This is a genomic window from Clostridium sp. D53t1_180928_C8 (assembly GCF_015667795.1).
GTDB lineage: Bacteria > Bacillota > Clostridia > Clostridiales > Clostridiaceae > Clostridium.
This window is the reverse complement of the sequence record NZ_JADPEL010000020.1, coordinates 1-19,463: the sequence shown is the minus strand read 5'-3', so window position 1 is coordinate 19,463 and position 19,463 is coordinate 1. Positions and strand designations below refer to the sequence as shown.

Sequence of the window (19,463 nt, the reverse complement as noted above, 5' to 3'; positions counted from 1 at the left end):
GCGTTTTTTTATGTAATTTATGGTAAAATAAGTAATAATATTATATGAGGGGGATGAGCATGAAAACTGTAGCAATAATTGGTGCAGGACAACGAGGACAAGATATTTATGGGGAATTTATAAAGAATAATAGTAATTTAGGAAAAGTAGTAGCAGTTGTTGAGCCAAATGACTTTAGAAGAGAAAAGATGAAATTTGAACATAATATAAGAATAGAAAATGTATTTACTAATATTAAGGATTTCTTTAAAAGAGAAAAATTAGCCGATATAGTTATAATATCAACATTAGATAGACAACATTATGAACCTGTTATGAAAGCTTTAGATAAGGGATATAATATTTTATTAGAAAAACCAATGTCAATAAATAAAGAAGAGTGTATGGATATGGTTAATAAGTCTGAAGAAAAAGGTTTATTATTAATGGTTTGTCATGTATTAAGATATACAAGCTTCTTTAAAAAGTTAAAAGAAATAGTTAAGAGGGGTGAAATAGGTGATATTATAACTATTCAACATAATGAAAATGTTGGTGCTTTCCATATGGCCCATAGTTTTGTCAGAGGAAATTGGAGAAATTCAGAAGAGACATCGTCTATAATATTGCAAAAGAGTTGTCATGATTTAGATATTTTATCATGGATTATTGAAAGTAAGTGTGATAGTGTTGCATCTTTTGGAGAGTTAACGTTTTTTAATAAAAAGCATAAGCCAATTGGAGCTTCAGATAGGTGTATAAATTGTAAGATTGATAATTGTATGTTTGATGCAAGAAAAGTATATCTAGATGTTATTGGTAAATGGCCAGCAACAGTAGTAAGTAATGTTCAAACTAAAGAAGGTATATTATCTTCATTAGAAAAAAATAATTATGGTAGATGTGTATTTGAGTGTGATAATAATGTTTGTGATCATCAGAGTACTATTTTAAAGTTTGAAAATGGAGTTACTGCTACTTTTAATTTATCAGGATTTACAGATGAAATTTCTAGAACAATAAAAATAATGGGTACTAAAGGGGAAATTAGAGGTCATGAGGGTAAAAATGAAATAGAAGTTATTACTTTTAGGTCAAATTTAAAGCAAGAGAGAAAAGAAAAGTTATATAAAATTGAAAAGTCTACTACAGGACATAACGGTGGAGATGGAGGCTTAATGATAGAATTATTCAAACTTTTAGAGAATGAAGAAAAGGACTCATTATCAAGTGGAAGAAAATCATTAGAAAGTCATCTTATGGCTTTTGCAGCAGAAGAATCTAGAGTTAAAAATAGAATTATAAATTTAAATAAGTTTTAATTTTATAAAATATAAATATATAAAATTAAGAAGTTAAGTTTAGTACTTAACTTCTTAATTTTTAATTATTTTAATGCTGTTTCAAGAGTTTTTAATCTAGAAATATATTCTTGAGTATTTGTAATTTCATCTTTAGCAATTTCCTTAACTAATTCACTTTTAGCACATTTAGTATTCATTGATGAAATATCATGAGAAGCTTGTAAAAGTGCAATTGCTTGTTTTATGTATGTCTTTTCATTACTTTCAGATTCTTTTATTTCTGATAAGTCTTTAATTAGTTTATCAACAATTACTTTATATTGTTTAATATAATCATCATCTTCTTTAAGGGACTCTTTATTTTTTCCATAAGTATCTATTAATCTACCTAGCTCAATTCTCATTTCTTTTAATTCACCAGTATAATTATCAATTATATCATCGCTAATATCAATTAGTTCGGGATTGTTTGAATAACTTTCTATATTATTAGTAGCAAACAATATAGCTCTATGTAATAATATCTCTTCTCCTAAATAGTCTATGCAAACACTACCTGAAGCTGGAAGCTTTGAAAGTTTATCTGTTATACCAGTAATAAAGTCACTTGTAACCTCATAATATGGATCATCTACAAATTGAGAATAAGGATTTTCGATAGAAGATGCAGATACAGGTAAAGTATAAAGTATAATAGATAATAAAGTTAATATTGATAAAAGGCAACTTAAGAATCTTTTCATTTGTTTCACTCCTTAAATTATTAATAATATTTAGTATGTTTTAAAAAATAAAATTTTATTTATAAATAATTAAAAAGATTAAAATAGGGCAGTAATTTTAACCACCCTTATATTAAGAAAATATATGCTCGTAATATTATTTTTTTACGAAGCTACCGCAATCAGTACATTCCTTACTAGATGTACAGGTAGTATGACTAACAACTTTAATGTGAGTTAAGGTACAGTAATTATCATCTGTACAATGAAATTTGCATTCAGTAACAGTACAACCGATACTTTCGTTATGTTTCATAATTAATCCTCCTCTTTTAAGAAAATAGTATAGTTAAGTAATATAACGGTAGGAGTATATATTATATTAACTTAACTATATTATTGATTCATTCTAATTTATTTTATCCTTAGAAAAATAAATTATTCTTAATTAAGAAGAAACTATATATTTAAAAAGATTACAGTAGTATTGATATAAACAAATATATATGTGAGAAATATGTACTGTTTATTAATGGTTTAAGAGGCGATTTATATAATGAAATTCACAATATTATATGGTAAGTTTTACACTATAATTATTAAACTGAATTAATTATAATATTTTTGTAGAGATATAAGTTAGGGAGGGAAAAAATGTATCGTATTGAAAATTTTGAGGTAGAAATAAAAGAATTAAATAGAAAAAGAATGATTAGAGTATATTTACCTAATGATTATGATAAAAATGTAAATAAATATTATAAAGTTATGTATATGCATGATGGACATAATCTATTTTATAAAGAAACTTCAGCTTATGGGGGTATATGGGATATACAAAACTCAATGAGTAAAAGTGAAGAGTCTGGAAACGATGGTATTATAGTTGTTGGTATAGATTGTAATAATGAAACTACATTTGGTAGACTTGATGAATATTCACCTTGGGTAAATGAAAATCTTAAAAAGTTTATTCCAAGTAGAAGTATAGAAATAGCTGGTGGAGAAGGAGATTTATATGTTGAATTTTTAGTAAATTCATTAAAGCCATATATTGATAAAAAATATAGAACATTAAAAACTAGAGAAAACACATTTATAGTAGGTTCTTCAATGGGCGGATTTATATCATTATATGCTGGATATAAGTATCCTGAAGTATTTTCTATTATAGGAGCTTTTTCTACAGCAGCATGGTTTAGTAAGGAAAATTTAATTGAATTTATAAAGAAAAATTATAAAGATAACATGAAGATTTATTTAGATTCAGGAACTAAAGAAACATCTGATAGTGAAGTAAGTGAATTTAATGAAATTTATGTTAATGATACTAAGGAATTAGAAAATTTGCTTTTAAATTTAGGACAAGATAAAAAAGATATAAAGGTTGTAATTGAAGAAGGAGCAAATCATTCTGAGGATTCTTGGAAAAGAAGATTTCCAGGATTTTTAGAATGGATTTTAGAAAAATAAAAAGTAAAGTTGTTAAAGGGATGTTTAAATTTAGACATCTTTTTTTAGTGTAAAGAATATTTTATTAGAAATACTTTTAGTTTATAATTAGAGATAAATCATTATATAAAACAAAGGAGAAAAAAGTATGATAGTAATGTGTCCAGGTTGCTCAGGAATAGATCTTGATGTAATAAAAAGAGAATTTAAAGATGAGAAAATAGTATGTGGATGTATTGGAGAATGTGGGGGAAGAATGGATGAGACTATAGTTGCTATGGTTAATGGTGAGTTTGTTGAAGCAAAAAGCGAAGCAGAGTTTATTATTAAGACAAGAGCAATAGTAAGTTCTAAGTAACACTTGAATAAAACTGTGAACTACAGTGATAACGAAAAATTAATGATATAAGCAAAAGAGGTTATATCATTAATTTTCGGCATCGCGGCATCTAAGCCTTAGTTCACAGTTTAGTTAATATATTTCTCTAAAAATTTTTCAACTGTTTCCCAATATAATTTAGGATTAACATAACTAGCTCTAGCATGTTTAGCCTCAGGTATAATTAACTTTTCTTTTTCTGTTTGTGAAGCATTATAAAGTTCATCAAGCATAAAAAATGGAACGAAGCTATCTTTATCTCCATGAATAAAAAGTATTGGAATTGTTGATTTTTTTATTTGTTTAATAGGTGATGCTTCACTAATAAAATATCCAGAGCGTAGTTTGCAAATAATACTTGCAGTATGCATCATAGGGAATGATGGTAATTTAAATAATGCTTTTAATTGATAAGCAAATTGGTTCCAAGTGGATGTGTATCCACAATCCTCTATTATTGCTTTAACATTTCTAGGTAGCTTCTCACCAGAAGTACTCATAACAGTTGCAGCTCCCATGGAAACACCAAAAAGAACAATTTGAGAATCTTTAAAATTATCATTAATGTAATTTATTAAATCAATAATATCAAATCTTTCATCCCAGCCCATTCCTATATAATTTCCTTCACTTTTGCCATGCCCTCTTAAGTCTGGAATTATAATGTTGTATCCCATATCATAAAAGTTTTGTGCATAAGAAGCCATGTATGTACCTTGCGAGGTATATCCATGAACAGCTATAACCCATTTATTAGATTTGTTTTCATTTTTTATTAGAAAATTGTGTAGCTTTAAATTATCCTTGGAGTTAATGAATAAGTCTTTGTAGTTACTATATTTAAGTAACCAAGTTTTACTGTCTATAGTAGTAACCCCACTAGTTTCACTTTGTTTTGTTTCTTCATCTGTATTGCTTTTAAATATTAAATCTTTAGGATATTTTGGGTTTATACCTAAGTTATATAAGTAATTTCCACCATAGCAAATTACTATTATTAAAGCTATAAGTATAATACATAATAAAATTATTATGATTTCCTTCATACGTTCACCTCTAAAATAGAATTTTTATATTAATTATATCATGAAAAAGTAGATAATATGTGTTAAGAAATGCTTAATAATAACGGTGTTTTTTTTTGAAATTATAAATAAAAGAAGGGTAAATTTATAATAAAAATATTATTTGACAACATTTTTGATTTATGTAACTTAATTTTAAAGAATGAATAAATTATCATGTAGAAAATATTCAAACAAATGAAAATTCAAGGGGGAAACCATATTATGGCAAAGATTCAAGTTACAGATATGAAAGAAACATTAAATTTTAATTATGATGTTAATGGAATAGCTGATGGTACTTTTGGAGGTACAGCACAAAATGCAGGATTAACAATGTATATTTATTCAGCAGCAAATATTAAATATGGAGATGCTTCAAGTAAGACAGATATTCATCAAACTGGACACACTCAAGTAAAGGGTAATTTAGTAGTAACAGTTACTAATAATAGCTCAACTGCAACAACTGAACCTATATATTTTGATGTAACTACAAATACAGGGGCAACCGAATTTACTAATAATATAAATAATACGAAAACATTATTAGTTACAACTAGTAATAATGGGATACTCGCTCCAGGGGGAATAGGAACAGCTACAATAGAAGTTACTCATATAGGTACAGCACTTAGTGATACAGCAACATTTACAATCAATTTATACGAAAGTTGGAATGCAGCATATGAGAATATTACTCCAACATTAAAAGGTACAGTACAAGTAAGTGTTTCTGCAGCTCTATTAGGACTTACTACAATTATAACAGATGGACCAGCTCCTATAGGTGGAGCATATTATGTTAAGCCAGGAGCTTCATTTAAATATGATATAACAATTTCCAATACTGGTAATGCGGCTTCTAAAAATACTAAAATTACAATAGAACCTGATGCAGCTAATTTGACAATAGGAACTGTAATAGGTTCTGTAAATTCAGATTTTTCAGATTCAATAACTCTTACTCCAGTAGATAATGTATATACACTTCCATCAGATATAGCGGCAACAAATGGTGTATATTATGTAAGGGTTCCTGAAACTGTAAAATAATAGTCTAGTCTAATTATAGTTGGGTGCTAGAATATATTCTAGTACCTTTACTTAAATATGAGAGGAGGGAAGTTAAATGATACAGACTAAAGTTTCTAATGTAAAAGAAAAGGTAGAATTTAAATATGATGTTAACAATAGTAAAGATGGAATAGGACAATGCGATTTTACTAGCAATATAGAAATGTATATTGTAAAAACATCTATAGATTATGATCCTATATCAATAATTACATCGGAGACTAATAAAAAAAATAGTAAAGTTCAGGTATTAGGAAAGTTTAAAATAATATTATTAAATACAGCATTAGAAGAATCAAAAGATGTATATATAAAATTAATAGGTAATTTAAATAATGTTTTTAGGATAAATAAAATATTTAAGGAAGAGTATACTACATCTAATTATATTATGGGAACTTATATAAATATAGGAAAGGTTCCAGCTAAAATTAATAATATAAATGGTGTAAAAGAAGTTGAAATATTAATGGAGTATATAGGAAATAAGCCAGGAGATACTATTACATTACAAATAAATGCTTATGAATATGAGGAAATATTTAATATATTAAATATGCCAAGTATAAAAATAACAGCAACTTATGCTAGTCTACAAGGTGTAGTTACTATGGTTGATATGAATAATAATGAAAAATCACAACCAGTTAATATTACAGCAGGTAAGAGTGTTTATTATTTAACAGAAATAACAAATGAAGGAAATATAGGTGCGAATAGTATTTATTTTTCACAAGTTTTAGATTTAAATTATTGTAGTATAAGCGAAGTTAGATATGGATATGATAAAAATTTAAATAATATATTATATTTAAGTGGAAATATAGTTCAATTTATTATTGATGATAATATTTTAGCTTATGGAGGAAAATATTATGTTAGAGTACAAGTTACTGTTAATTTATAAAAAATATAAAAGGAGCCTAGAGTAAAAGGCTCCTTAAATTTTTAGTTATTTTCCACTATCTCCATAATTAGAAAGAACTCTAGCACTTGGATCATTAACATTACAACCAGACCACTCTCCATTGGGCATCCAGAAATCTTTAATCCATTTAGCATTTCCAGAATAATATTTTTCAAATAGCTCTCTATAAAGAAGAGACTCCTTAGTGAAAGGAGTACAATATTCATATCTTTCCTTAGCTAATTCAAGGTCAATATTTGTATATTTTTCTTCAGCATACTCCTTTAAACAATCAACAAGAGAATGACCAACAGCATCACTAAAGGCGGCCTTTTCACGATAAAGTAAGTCATTAGGTAAATAATTTTCTTCTTCAAATGCTTTTCTTAATAAGTACTTACCTTTATTATAAGTGTTCATTTTTGTTTCAGGATTAATACTTATTACATAGTTAACAAAATCAATATCAGCAAAGGGAACTCGTCCCTCTAATGCATGAGCAGAAATACATCTATCGGCTCTTAAAACATCATACATATACAATTCTTTTATTCGCTTTTGAGATTCTTTTTGGAATTCACTTGGAGATGGTGCAAAGTCAGTATACTTATAGCCAAATAATTCATCACTAACTTCGCCAGTTAAAATAACTTTTAAATCAGTATTTTTATGAATATATCTACATAATAAATACATTCCTATACTAGCTCTAATAGTAGTAATATCAAAAGTCTCCAAATGATAAATAACCTCTTCTAAAGAACTTAAAACATCATTTTTAGTTATTATAACTTCAGTATGATCTGTTCCTAGAAATTCAGCTGCTTGCTTTGCATATTTTAAATCTATGGGATCAGTTTCCATTCCTATAGAAAAAGTTTTAATTGGTTTATTCATAAGTCTTTGAGAAATAGAACATACGAGAGAAGAATCTAAGCCTCCACTCAATAAATATCCAATAGGTGCGTCTGCATGCAATCTTTTTTCAACGGCAGATATAAGTTTGTTTTTTATATTAGTAAATATAACATTTAAATTATCATTATTAATAAACTTTGAGTCTGATAAATCGTTATAGCAGATAAAATTCCCATCTTTATAATAATGTCCTGGAGGAAATGGCATAATATCATTACAATAATCAATTAGCCCTTTTGCTTCACTTGAAAAAGAGATTTTATGATCCTCTTTTGTATATCCATAAAACATAGGTCTGATTCCCATAGGATCTCTTGCAGCCATTATAGAGTTAGTTTCACTATCATATAAAACTAAAGCAAATTCAGCATCAAGCATTTTACACATTATTTCAATACCGTATTTATAGTATAAGGGTATTAAAATTTCACAATCACTATTGGAATGAAAAGTATATTCATTAGATAACAATTCTTTTAAAGATATATAATTATAAATTTCTCCATTACAAACAAGCTCACATGAATTATATTTAAATGGTTGATTTCCGTTGGAAGATAAGTCCATTATTGATAAGCGGTTAAAGCCCCATGATAAACCATTTTCAATAGCAGAATAATTATTATCTGGTCCTCTATGTTCAACCTTTTTTAGGTTTTTTGAGAAATCAGATAAATTTAATTTGGTAGAAGAAAATACAACAAAACTACACAATTTTTTTGCCCCCTTTTATAAAATAATAAAGGCCCGCTTAAAGCGAGCCTTGAAAACAATTCTTATCTAGACAAAGGCTCAAAGATAAATAAACATAGAAATTAAAAATAAAATATTATTTTTAACTTTTAAATTAATTTATCATCGCCTTTGATGAAATTTTATAAAAAAACTATTTGTTAAATTATATTATAAATGGTATTAAAATGCAACAAAACTTTAGGCAAATATATAAATTTAATAATACGGCAGTGGGAAAATATAATTATAAAATTGGGGAACGAGAGTATAAGAGGTGAATATAATGAATTGTGAATTTAAATATGCAAATTAGTAGAGCAAGAGGAGAGAAAGTAAGTTGAGCAATTTAGAAAGGAGTAATGAAATAGATAAAAAAATAAATATATTAGCAAATACTAGTACTATAAATTCTAAGTTACAACAGGCTATACTTATTGCTACAGGAGTTTTGGTTAAAAGCATAGAGGATATGGAAAGTTTAACAGGATATTTAGATTTATCATTATATAACACAGGGGTATCCTTAGATACTCTAGATGGATTAAGGTATGCAACTAATATAGGTCAATTATATCTTACGGATAATAACATAAGTGATATTAGTGAGTTATCTGGATTAAAACAATTAACTTGGTTAGAAGTTAATATGAATAAAATTGAAGATATAACACCTATTGCTAATTTAATAAATTTACAAGGATTAAATATAAGTAATAATCCAATAAGTAATATAAGTTCATTTGAAAAACTTAAATTTTTAAAGGTTCTTAGAATGAGAAATATTTCTAAGAGTCTTATAGAATTAGAAGCTTTTTCTTTATCTAGCTTAAGTACTATAGAAACATTGGATTTAAGTGGAAATGGTATAGAAAGTATTAATAATAATGGGGAATCGTTACTTCCTAACTTATCAGGATTACTTTCTTTAGGGTTATCTAAAAATCAAATACAATCAATTTCATTATTAAGAAATTTGCAAGAGATTATATATTTATATTTAAATAATAATGGTATTAGTGATATTACAGTAATTGCAAATTTAAATACAATTACTACATTGTATTTAAGTTTTAATAATATAAATGATATATCAACAATATCAACCTTAGATAATATAAAAAATTTGTATATGGATAATAATCAAATTAGTGATTTGAGTTTGTTAGCTAATAATAAAAAGTTAGAAATGTTATCTTTAAATAATAACAGTATTAGTAATTTGGAACCTCTAAAAAATCTAATGTCTTTGTTAATATTAAAGTTAGACAATAATAAAATCTTATCTGTAAAACCATTATCATATCTTAAAAATTTAACAAGTTTATCCATAGATAATAACTTTATTAGTAATATTTATTTCCTTAGTAATATTGGAGGTCTGAGCTTTCCATACAATGGAGTAGCAGTTAATAATCAAAGCATAAAAATTCAAAGCCCACCAATAATAAACGGTACTTGTATTTTAGAGCTTAATACTATATTAAGAGATATAGACAATACTATTCCTAAAATAAAAAATATACAACCAATGTATTATAGTGAAAATAATAATATTATAATATGGAGTGGTGTTACAGAAGATGATAATCTAACATTTGATTTTTCAAATGGTACTTATATAAATAATATGGCTAGTAATGTATTTTTTTCAGGAACTGTATTATTAGTTATATTTATTAGTTTTATAGATAGTAATTTAGAAAGTATGTTGTTAGTAATACTAAATAAAATAAGCCACGATAGAATAACTAATAAAGATATGATGACTTTAAAGAATATTAATTTATCAAATGCCAATATTAGTGATTTATCGGGTTTAGAATATGCTAAAAATGTTGAGGTTTTAAATATATCAAATAATAATATAGAAAATATAAATCAATTAGAAAATATGAAACTTTTAATTAGTGTAGATATAAGTGGAAATAAGATTTATGATTTAAGTCCATTGTTCAGATTAGAGTATTTAAGTAACGTAATAAGTAGCAAGCAAAGGGTAAGCTATCCATCTCAAAAGATAAGAATCGATGGTATAGTAAAAATATCTTTGGATTTATTAGCTTGTGGTAAGGAGTATATAGCTAATATAACTGGTATTTCTGATGGTGGATATAGAGAAAACAATGAAATTATTTGGAGTAAAGTAGCACCAAATAGTATTTTAACTTTTAATTATGAAATAAAACTTAATTTAGATAAAGACAGTAGAAATACAAGAGGTAAAATTAATATTATTACTACAGCAGGATATGCAGAAGTTCCAACATTGAATAATAATGTTATGAGAGGAATAAATATATTTAGTTATAAAGCAATAAAATATAAAGGAGAGAACATTAATGATAGGTGACTTAGTAGTCACTTCCGGAAATATAGAATATAAATATAAAGTTGAAACAAATAATGCTGAAGATAACTGCATATTAGATTCAAGTAAAGGATATATATACGTGTTTCCTCAAGGTGAAAGCTATAGTGCAACATTAAATTATTTTATTGAGGGAAAATTATCTAAAGCTTCAGTAATTAGTAATATAACTACAGATATTATAATTTCTAATAAGTCGGTTAATTCGGAAGGATATTTGATTATTAATGGATTTATAAAACAAGTTATAACTTATAAAGATGGAGGTGATTCTTTAATAAAAAGGTTAAGAACTAATGTTGAATTTACTAATAAATTATGTAGAATTATTGGTGAAACACCTAATGTTACAATAGATAATAATAGTATATATGCATCTTATTATTTTGAGGGGGATAATCAAGTAGTTATAGTTATTAAAGCAATAGCTAATTTAAAGTATGAGGGTAATAATGAAAAAGACTGTTGATATTATATATACATTAGATGCGAAATTAATAAAGCCAGAGCAATTAGAGTGGATTGCCATTAAGAAGGATGATATAGAGGCTTCTTGTGTTATAAGTTCAGAAATTGTAAGTATTAAGATAGTATTATGGGAATCCTATAGAATAGATACGGGACAATGTGGTGAAGATGGTGGAATTGAGTATATTATAGGAGAAGAACAGGTTGAATACAATACAACCTATAATAATATTGGATTTAAGCCAACAGACGTAGTAATAGGTAGTGTTAGCTGGAGATATGAAATAGATGAAAATACTAGGGAAGTAACTGTAAAAGCGACATTAGAATTTGAGTTGATATAAAAATAGCAAGTCGTAAGTATACATTTTTTATTGTTTAGTAATAAAAAATATTAATTTTAACTAAATTATAGAAAGAAATAATTGAAAATGATTTTTATAACTATGCTAGGCAGTTGACGAAATTAAATGCAACTATCCTTTAATAAAATAGGGATAGTTTTTTTTATTTGCAAATAAGAATTAAATTTTCAGTACTAAACACATTAGCAAATTTAAATTTAATATTAAGATGATTGATGTAAGAAAAAATGCTTCAGAGTATAAAAGAATCTAATAAGAAGGTATTCAGAGTATTTTAGAGATGATATATTAGGTTTAGAAGAGTGAGAGTAAATAATAAAAATAGTCATTATTATAAATAATAAAGAGGTAACTTTAGGACAAGCTATAAAAAGAAAAGTTGAGGTTAGTAATCACATTGGAGATGAATTAGATTTTTCAGAAGATTGGCATTGTTAATGATGGAAGTGTTTAATATAAAAATAAAAGGTTAAGATTAATAATAGGAGTTTATTATAGTAATAGTCTCACTTTTTATAGATAAAGAATAATAAATGATGTACAATATTATGAGTAAGAAAATATACTATTATAAAAATAGTTAAAAATAAATTTAATATAGGGAGTTTAAAAATGGTATTAAGTGAAATATTAAAAAGTTCAAAGTTAGATTATACTTCTACAAATGAAATAGATTATTCAAAAATAGATGTTATAGATATTACAAGAGACACAAGACAGGTGGTAAATGGAAGTTTATTTATTGCAGTTATAGGTGTAAAAGTTGATGGACATGATTTAATAAATGATGCAATAGAAAAAGGGGCAAAAGTTATTATCCATAGTAAAGAAATAAAAGATATTAAAGATGGAATCGCATATATAAAAGTTGCTGATACTAGAGAATGTATGGCTATAATTGCAAAAGTATTCTTTAATATTCAAGATAAAGATTTAGTTTTCTTAGGTGTAACAGGTACAAATGGAAAAACTACTTCAACATATATGATGAAGCATATACTAGAGCATGCAGGAGATAAAGTTGGACTTATAGGAACTATTGCTAATTATATTGGAGATAAAAAAATACCAACAGCTATGACAACTCCTGAAGCGATAGAATTATTTAGACTTATTAAAGATATGAGAGAAGCAGGATGTACATACTGTTTAATGGAGGTATCATCTCATGCGTCAGCAATGGGAAGAGTTGAAGGGTTAAACTTTAGCAGAGGTATGTTTACAAACTTAACTCAAGATCATATGGATTATCATAAAACATTTGAAAATTACTATAATGCAAAATTTAAATTTATTAAAGAGGCTAAAAGTACAGTTATAAATTGTGATGATGAATATGGAAAGAGAATGTTAAATACATTACATGAAACTAATAAGGATGATAAAGTTGTAACATCTTACGGAGTAGAACATGGATATGTTAGAGCAGAAAATTTAGATTTAGCAGCAAATGGTTCAGAGTTTGATTTATATATTGGTGATGAGTTTAAGGGAAGAGTTAAGCTTCACATAGCAGGACTTTATAATATATATAATGCTTTAGGTGTTATAGGAATGTTAGTAGTAGGTGAATATGTATCTGTAAAAGATGTTATAGAAGCATTTGAGACTATGAAAGCTGTAGATGGAAGATGTGAGAGAGTTTATCATGATAAAATGGAGTGTACAGTTGTAGTTGACTATGCACATACTCCAGATGCGCTTGAAAATATTTTAAAAACTATGAAGGAAGTTACTAAAGGAAAAATAATAACTGTATTCGGCTGTGGTGGAGATAGAGATAGAACAAAGAGACCCATAATGGGAAATATTGCGGCAAAGTATAGTGATATAGCTATAGTAACTTCAGATAATCCAAGAACTGAAGATCCTAAACAAATAATTGATGATATTATAGTTGGAATTACAGATAGTCATACAGTGATTGAGGATAGAAAAGATGCAATAGAATATGCTTGTAAAATTGCTGGACATGATGATATAGTTGTAATTGCAGGAAAAGGACATGAAGATTATCAAATAGTTGGAACTGTTAAACATCATTTTAGTGATAAGGAGACGGTTATAAATTATTTTAATACAATATAATATTTTTATAATAGGTATAAATTTCTTTATACCTATTATTTTTAGAAAAATTTAACATAAAAATGAAAATGTTTACAAAAGCTAAGTAAAAATTAAAAAAAACTACTATTTAAAAAAAACTACTATTAAAAAAAATAACATAAAAAATATACAAAAAATAAAAAGAATGTACAAGGATTATTTTTAAAAATTGTTATTATATAATTGTAAATGATTAATCATAAAATAAAAATTTGAATTATATATTATTAGAAAATAATGAATTTAAGGTGGGATAATTTATTATGGTAAAAAATAATTTAGCTGAAATCTTAAAAAATAGATTTCAAAAAACAATAGAAAATGCAACTAACGAAGAAGTATATTTAGCATTGTTAGAAATGACAAAGGGATGCATTAATAATAAAGGTACAAATAAAGGAAATAAAAAATTATATTATATATCAGCAGAATTCTTAATTGGGAAGTTATTATCAAATAATTTAATAAATTTAGGACTTTATGATGAAGTTAAAGAAGTATTAGCTGCTAATGGTAAAGATTTAACTGAAATAGAAGAAATGGAATTAGAACCTTCATTAGGAAATGGTGGTCTTGGAAGACTAGCTGCATGTTTCTTAGATTCAATAGCAACTTTAGGATTAAATGGTGATGGGGTTGGACTTAACTACCACTATGGATTATTTAAGCAAGTATTTAAAAATAATAAACAAACTGCAGAAAAGAATCCATGGATAACTCCAGAAAGTTGGTTAAATAAATCTAATATTAAATTTGATGTTTTATTCGGTGGATTTAAAGTAACTTCAACTTTATATGACATAGATGTTACAGGATATAATCAAGCTTCAAATAAATTAAGATTATTTGATATAGATACTATTGATGAAACATTGGTACAAGATGGAATAAATTTTGATAAAGAAGATATTAAAGAAAATTTAACTTTATTCTTATATCCAGATGATAGTGATGAAGCAGGACACTTATTAAGAATATATCAACAATATTTCATGGTAAGTAATGCAGCACAATTAATTCTTTTAGAAGCAGAAGAAAACGGATATGATTTACACAAATTACATGAGCATGTAGTAGTTCAAATTAACGATACACACCCTTCAATGGTTATACCAGAATTAATAAGATTATTAGGAGAAAAGGGTATAGAAATGCATGAAGCTATCGGTATCGTTACCAAGGCTTGTGCATATACAAATCATACAATATTAGCAGAAGCATTAGAAAAATGGCCAATAGCGTACTTAGAAAAAGTTGTTCCACAACTAATGCCAATAATTAGAGAGTTAGATAATCAAGTAAGAGAAAAATTTGATGATGAAAGAGTTTATATTATAGATAAAGATGATAGAGTACACATGGCTCATATGGATATTCACTATGGATTTAGTGTAAATGGTGTTGCGGCTCTTCATACAGAAATATTAGAACAAGAAGAGTTAAAGCCATTCTATGATATATATCCAGAAAAGTTTAATAATAAAACAAATGGTATAACTTTCAGAAGATGGTTAATCCACTGTAATAATGAATTAACTAATTATATTACTGAACTTATTGGAGAAGACTTCAAGGTAGATGCAACTAAGTTAGAGGATTTAGGTAAATATATTGATAACAAAGATGTATTATCAAAGCTTGGAGAAATTAAAAAGAACAATAAGATTGCATTAAAGAATTATTTAAAAGAAAAGCAAAATATTGAAATAGATGAAAATTCAATATTTGATATTCAAATAAAGAGACTTCATGAATATAAGAGACAACAAATGAATGTTTTATACATCATTCATAAATATTTAGATATAAAAGCAGGAAAGATTCCTACAACCCCAATAACAATGATATTTGGAGCAAAGGCTGCACCAGCTTATATAATTGCACAGGATATAATTCATACAATTCTTTGTTTACAAGAAATCATTAACAATGATCCAGAAGTAAATAAACATTTAAGAGTTGTTATGGTTGAAAATTATAATGTTACTATGGCATCTAAGTTAATACCAGCTTGTGATGTTTCAGAACAAATTTCTTTAGCATCTAAAGAAGCTTCAGGAACTGGTAACATGAAATTTATGTTAAATGGTGCTTTAACTTTAGGAACTGAAGATGGAGCAAACGTTGAAATTCATCAATTAGTTGGAGATGAAAACATCTATATCTTTGGTGAATCAAGTGAACAAGTAATTGAACATTATAAAAAAGCTGATTATGTTTCAAAGAAATATTACGAAAAAGAAAACATTAAAGAATTAGTTGACTTTATCGTAAGTGATGAAATGTTAAAGGTTGGAGATGAAGTGAACTTAAATAGACTTCACAATGAATTAATAGTTAAAGATTGGTTTATGACTTTACTTGATATTGAAGATTATATCAAAACAAAAAATCAAGTGTTTGAAGACTATTCAGACAGAGAAACTTGGAATAGAAAAGTTTTAATAAATATAAGTAAAGCAGGATTCTTCTCTTCAGATAGAACAATTGCTCAATACAATAATGATATCTGGAAATTAAAATAATAATAAAAAAGGATTAGTACATATTTGTGCTAATCTTTTTTTTATTAATTAAATATTTAATATTGGAAATAATATAAGAAGCTATCTATATATTGATTAAACTTAAGAAAGGAGAAAATTAAAATGAGAAAAACGAATATTATATTATTTTCATTAATTTTATTAGTAGTATTAGTTGGATGTACGAAAAAGGATACTGAAGCGCCAAATGATAATTCAAAATCGAATCCTAAGTTGGTAGAAGCTATTTTTGATGTTAGTGGCGTTGAGGAAGGGAATAATGATAGGTATGTTTATTTTTATAAAGATTTAAATGATGATAACAAAGATGAAGTTATAGTTTATCTTTGGGGTGATGATTTTAGTGGTACTGCAGGTGGGACAATGATAATTTTTCAATCTCTTGATGAAGGATATGAATTTATTTCAAAAACTATTGAAATGAATATGCCTATAATAATTAGCACTGATGTCACTAATTCCTTTAATGATTTAATTGTTACTGTATCAGGTGGAGGAATAAATGAAGCGTATAATGTCGTATTAAAATTTGATAATGAAATTTATCCATTAAATGCAACATTACAACCTAAAATTGATATTTCAACAGTAAAAGCTAAAGATACATTAAATAAAGATATAACACCAGATGCAGGTTTTCCATTAACAACTAAAATGGATAATTAAAAATAATGTACGAAAAGGAAAATTTAAAGGAGCCCAAATATAAGCTCCTTTATTATTCCAAGCTTTAAACTAGTATTACTTAAAATAATATATAATATGCAATTTGATTAAACTGCAATATTAAGAAGTTCTTCTACTCTTTGTTTAGATGTAGGAATTATACAACAGTTAGGAGTAGAATATGGTAAGTACTGAATATTTAAAGGTTTTCTTGATTGAAATAAAGCTTCATATTTATTTGTAGGTCTATTTGATTCAATGCTTTTAATTAATCCTTGTTCTACAAATTTTTTTTCTGAAATGTTATATAGTAAATAGAAAATGTCTTCATCTTTGGCATCACTAATTAATCTTTCTGCATTTAAATTATTTATTTTAAAATTGTATCCATTAAGTAACTTGTGAGGAGTACCCTCTGTTTTTGCATTTGTCCTAAGAATGTAATATCTCATAAAAAAATCTCTCCCTATTTTAAGTTATATTTTTAAAAATTAATACTCATTAATTTCATCTAATTTCAAATTCTTTGGCAGTAGTTTGGCCATCCTACAATTATATATAATAACATTTATGGAAATTAAAGTAAATATAAGGTTGACCAATTTTATACAAGTAAATTAGATAAAAAAACACAAAAAAAAACAAGAGATTAATATAAAAAATTACAGAATAGAACAAAACAATTCAACTATTTTAGGATCAAATTGTGTTCCGGAACATTTTTTTAGTTCTTCTATAGCTTCAAATTTTGTTTTAGTTTTATTATAAAGTGACTTATTAGTCATTGTATCATAGGCATCAACAATAGAAAAAATCCTTGAAATTAAAGGAATTTCACTCTTTGATAATCCAAGGGGATATCCACTACCATCATAATTTTCGTGATGAGATAATATCCCTTTTGCAATATGGTTAAGCTCAGGAATTGTCATTAATAGTCGATAACCTTTTTCAGAGTGAGTCTTAATTATTTCAAATTCTTCATAACTTAAGCTTCCTGGTTTCAACAAAATTTCTTCAGGAATAGCAATTTTACCTATATCATGAAGTTTAGCGATTAAAACTAATTCATCTAAAGTTTCTAAAGATAACTTAAGCTTTTTACCAAGCTTTAAGCATAAGTTTATAACGCGATCTATATGTTCGATATTTTCAATATTTTTTATACGTAATGTTTTAATTAAGTTAGTTAAAATAGCTATTCGAACATTTTTTCCCACTAAAAGCTTATGGCTATAAAGTTTACTTTCAGCATCCTTTAGAGCATCATCAAGATTATCATATTTGTTTTTTATAATTGATGAACCTATAGATAGGGAAAGAGTGAAGTTTGTAGTTAGTGAAGCATTATCAATGGTAGTAATTTTTTTCATTAAATCACATTCAACACAAGAATTACAATTAGGCACAAGTAAAATAAACTCATCACCTCCCCATCTAAATATTAAATCATTATTATAAAGAGATTTAAGTTTATTTGATATTGCTATTATTAGGTTATCACCTTCTATATGGCCGAAGGTATCATTAACCATTTTTAATCCATTAACATCACCCATAATTATTCGGATTGGAAAAGCCTCTTCTTCTATAAGTTCATTAACTTTTTTAGTAAAATAAGCTCTGTTATGAAGGCCAGTCAAGGAATCGGTATAGCTTAAGTGTTTTAGGTTTTCTTCAAATTTTTTCTGTTCTGTAATATCATGTGCAACCCCAACTATTCCGATAAAGTCATTATTCTTATCTATTACTGGTGTTTTTATTGTTTGAAATATTTGTTGTGTGTTATTAGAATTAATTCGTTCTTCTATGTATAAAGGTTTTCTTTTAGAAATGACAATTTTATCATTTTTTTCACATGTATTTAAAAAAACTTTATCTAGTTTTAATTCAGAATCACTTTTTCCAATTATATTATTTATACCTTTTTCTGAATAAAAATCAAGACATGTTTTGTTTGCAACCTTATAGATACCTTGAGTATCTTTAAAGAAGATCAGTTGGGGAACGTTATCTATAACTGTCTTAAGAATTTCATTTGATTCTATAGGATTTTCTGATAAATTAGTAAGGTCATTTTTAAGAAAATAGATCTTATAATTTATATCATTAATATACTCTGAAATATAACTGAGAGAATATTGAGTATTATTAATCAAGAAAAAATTATTTGAAGAATTTTGTATTAAATTATTATTTATTTTTAGTTTATTATTACTATAATCTATAGTAGATATTTTTGTATTAAAAAGTAGTGATAATTCATTATTAAAATGTATTAATTGATTATTTTTAATTATCCAAGCAGGATAACTTAATGACTCTATTAGTTTTAAAATAAGTTTTAACATATTTAACCTCAACCTATTAATTATTTATATTACCTATTATTATTAATTATATA

The 19,463-nt window shown here is 26.1% G+C and carries 17 protein-coding genes; 11 read left to right on the top strand and 6 right to left on the bottom strand.

Annotated features, from left to right (window positions below; genetic code table 11):
• The first annotated feature begins 59 nt into the window (after positions 1–59).
• Positions 60–1,301: a Gfo/Idh/MocA family oxidoreductase gene (locus I4V51_RS12545; RefSeq protein WP_195988775.1), complete on the top strand. Its 1,242-nt coding sequence runs from the start codon at positions 60–62 to the stop codon at positions 1,299–1,301.
• 65 nt (positions 1,302–1,366) lie between these two features.
• Here I4V51_RS12545 and I4V51_RS12540 read toward each other — a convergent pair whose 3' ends face one another.
• Both I4V51_RS12540 and I4V51_RS12535 read right to left on the bottom strand, forming a co-directional pair.
• Positions 1,367–2,026, bottom strand: a complete 660-nt coding sequence (locus tag I4V51_RS12540) for a hypothetical protein (RefSeq protein WP_195988774.1) — start codon at positions 2,024–2,026, stop codon at positions 1,367–1,369.
• Between the two features lie 136 nt (positions 2,027–2,162).
• Positions 2,163–2,321: a DUF1540 domain-containing protein gene (locus I4V51_RS12535; RefSeq protein ID WP_195988773.1), complete on the bottom strand. Its 159-nt coding sequence runs from the start codon at positions 2,319–2,321 to the stop codon at positions 2,163–2,165.
• A 338-nt stretch (positions 2,322–2,659) separates the two neighbouring features.
• On the opposite strand from I4V51_RS12535, the gene I4V51_RS12530 reads away from it, so the two are divergent.
• Both I4V51_RS12530 and I4V51_RS12525 read left to right on the top strand, forming a co-directional pair.
• Complete coding sequence (locus I4V51_RS12530; protein ID WP_195988772.1) at positions 2,660–3,478, top strand: alpha/beta hydrolase-fold protein; 819 nt, start codon at positions 2,660–2,662, stop codon at positions 3,476–3,478.
• A gap of 127 nt (positions 3,479–3,605) precedes the next feature.
• Positions 3,606–3,815 (top strand): DUF1450 domain-containing protein, encoded by a 210-nt coding sequence (locus I4V51_RS12525; protein ID WP_195988771.1) that lies wholly within the window; start codon positions 3,606–3,608, stop codon positions 3,813–3,815.
• 110 nt (positions 3,816–3,925) lie between these two features.
• Here I4V51_RS12525 and I4V51_RS12520 read toward each other — a convergent pair whose 3' ends face one another.
• Positions 3,926–4,882 (bottom strand): alpha/beta hydrolase, encoded by a 957-nt coding sequence (locus tag I4V51_RS12520; protein ID WP_195988770.1) that lies wholly within the window; start codon positions 4,880–4,882, stop codon positions 3,926–3,928.
• A gap of 243 nt (positions 4,883–5,125) precedes the next feature.
• Here I4V51_RS12520 and I4V51_RS12515 point away from each other — a divergent pair, with 243 nt between their 5' ends.
• Positions 5,126–5,956 carry a hypothetical protein gene (locus I4V51_RS12515; RefSeq protein WP_195988769.1) on the top strand — a complete coding sequence of 277 codons (831 nt, stop codon included), beginning with the start codon at positions 5,126–5,128 and terminating at the stop codon, positions 5,954–5,956.
• Between the two features lie 76 nt (positions 5,957–6,032).
• Positions 6,033–6,884, top strand: coding sequence for a hypothetical protein (locus I4V51_RS12510; RefSeq protein ID WP_195988768.1), 852 nt, complete (start codon positions 6,033–6,035; stop codon positions 6,882–6,884).
• 45 nt (positions 6,885–6,929) lie between these two features.
• Here the strand turns inward: I4V51_RS12510 and asnB are convergent, their stop codons facing one another.
• Positions 6,930–8,516: an asparagine synthase B gene (asnB, locus tag I4V51_RS12505; RefSeq protein WP_195988767.1), complete on the bottom strand. Its 1,587-nt coding sequence runs from the start codon at positions 8,514–8,516 to the stop codon at positions 6,930–6,932.
• Between the two features lie 358 nt (positions 8,517–8,874).
• Between asnB and I4V51_RS12500 the strand changes: the two genes are divergently transcribed.
• From I4V51_RS12500 to I4V51_RS12475, 6 genes are all read left to right on the top strand, one after another.
• Positions 8,875–10,887, top strand: a complete 2,013-nt coding sequence (locus I4V51_RS12500) for a leucine-rich repeat domain-containing protein (protein WP_195988766.1) — start codon at positions 8,875–8,877, stop codon at positions 10,885–10,887.
• Positions 10,877–11,374 (top strand): hypothetical protein, encoded by a 498-nt coding sequence (locus I4V51_RS12495; protein ID WP_195988765.1) that lies wholly within the window; start codon positions 10,877–10,879, stop codon positions 11,372–11,374. Before I4V51_RS12500 ends, I4V51_RS12495 begins: the two co-directional genes overlap by 11 nt.
• Positions 11,358–11,717: a hypothetical protein gene (locus I4V51_RS12490; RefSeq protein WP_195988764.1), complete on the top strand. Its 360-nt coding sequence runs from the start codon at positions 11,358–11,360 to the stop codon at positions 11,715–11,717. The genes I4V51_RS12495 and I4V51_RS12490 overlap by 17 nt, the downstream gene beginning before the upstream one ends.
• A 633-nt stretch (positions 11,718–12,350) precedes the next feature.
• Positions 12,351–13,826 carry a UDP-N-acetylmuramoyl-L-alanyl-D-glutamate--2,6-diaminopimelate ligase gene (locus tag I4V51_RS12485; protein WP_195988763.1) on the top strand — a complete coding sequence of 492 codons (1,476 nt, stop codon included), beginning with the start codon at positions 12,351–12,353 and terminating at the stop codon, positions 13,824–13,826.
• A gap of 284 nt (positions 13,827–14,110) precedes the next feature.
• Complete coding sequence (locus I4V51_RS12480; protein ID WP_195988762.1) at positions 14,111–16,372, top strand: glycogen/starch/alpha-glucan phosphorylase; 2,262 nt, start codon at positions 14,111–14,113, stop codon at positions 16,370–16,372.
• 123 nt (positions 16,373–16,495) lie between these two features.
• On the top strand, positions 16,496–17,059 hold the full coding sequence (locus I4V51_RS12475) for a hypothetical protein (protein ID WP_195988761.1): 564 nt from the start codon (positions 16,496–16,498) through the stop codon (positions 17,057–17,059).
• A 107-nt stretch (positions 17,060–17,166) separates the two neighbouring features.
• Here I4V51_RS12475 and I4V51_RS12470 read toward each other — a convergent pair whose 3' ends face one another.
• Positions 17,167–17,511 (bottom strand): hypothetical protein, encoded by a 345-nt coding sequence (locus I4V51_RS12470; RefSeq protein WP_195988760.1) that lies wholly within the window; start codon positions 17,509–17,511, stop codon positions 17,167–17,169.
• Positions 17,512–17,721: 210 nt separating this feature from the next.
• Positions 17,722–19,410, bottom strand: a complete 1,689-nt coding sequence (locus tag I4V51_RS12465; protein WP_195988759.1) for an HD domain-containing phosphohydrolase — start codon at positions 19,408–19,410, stop codon at positions 17,722–17,724.
• Positions 19,411–19,463 lie beyond the last annotated feature (53 nt).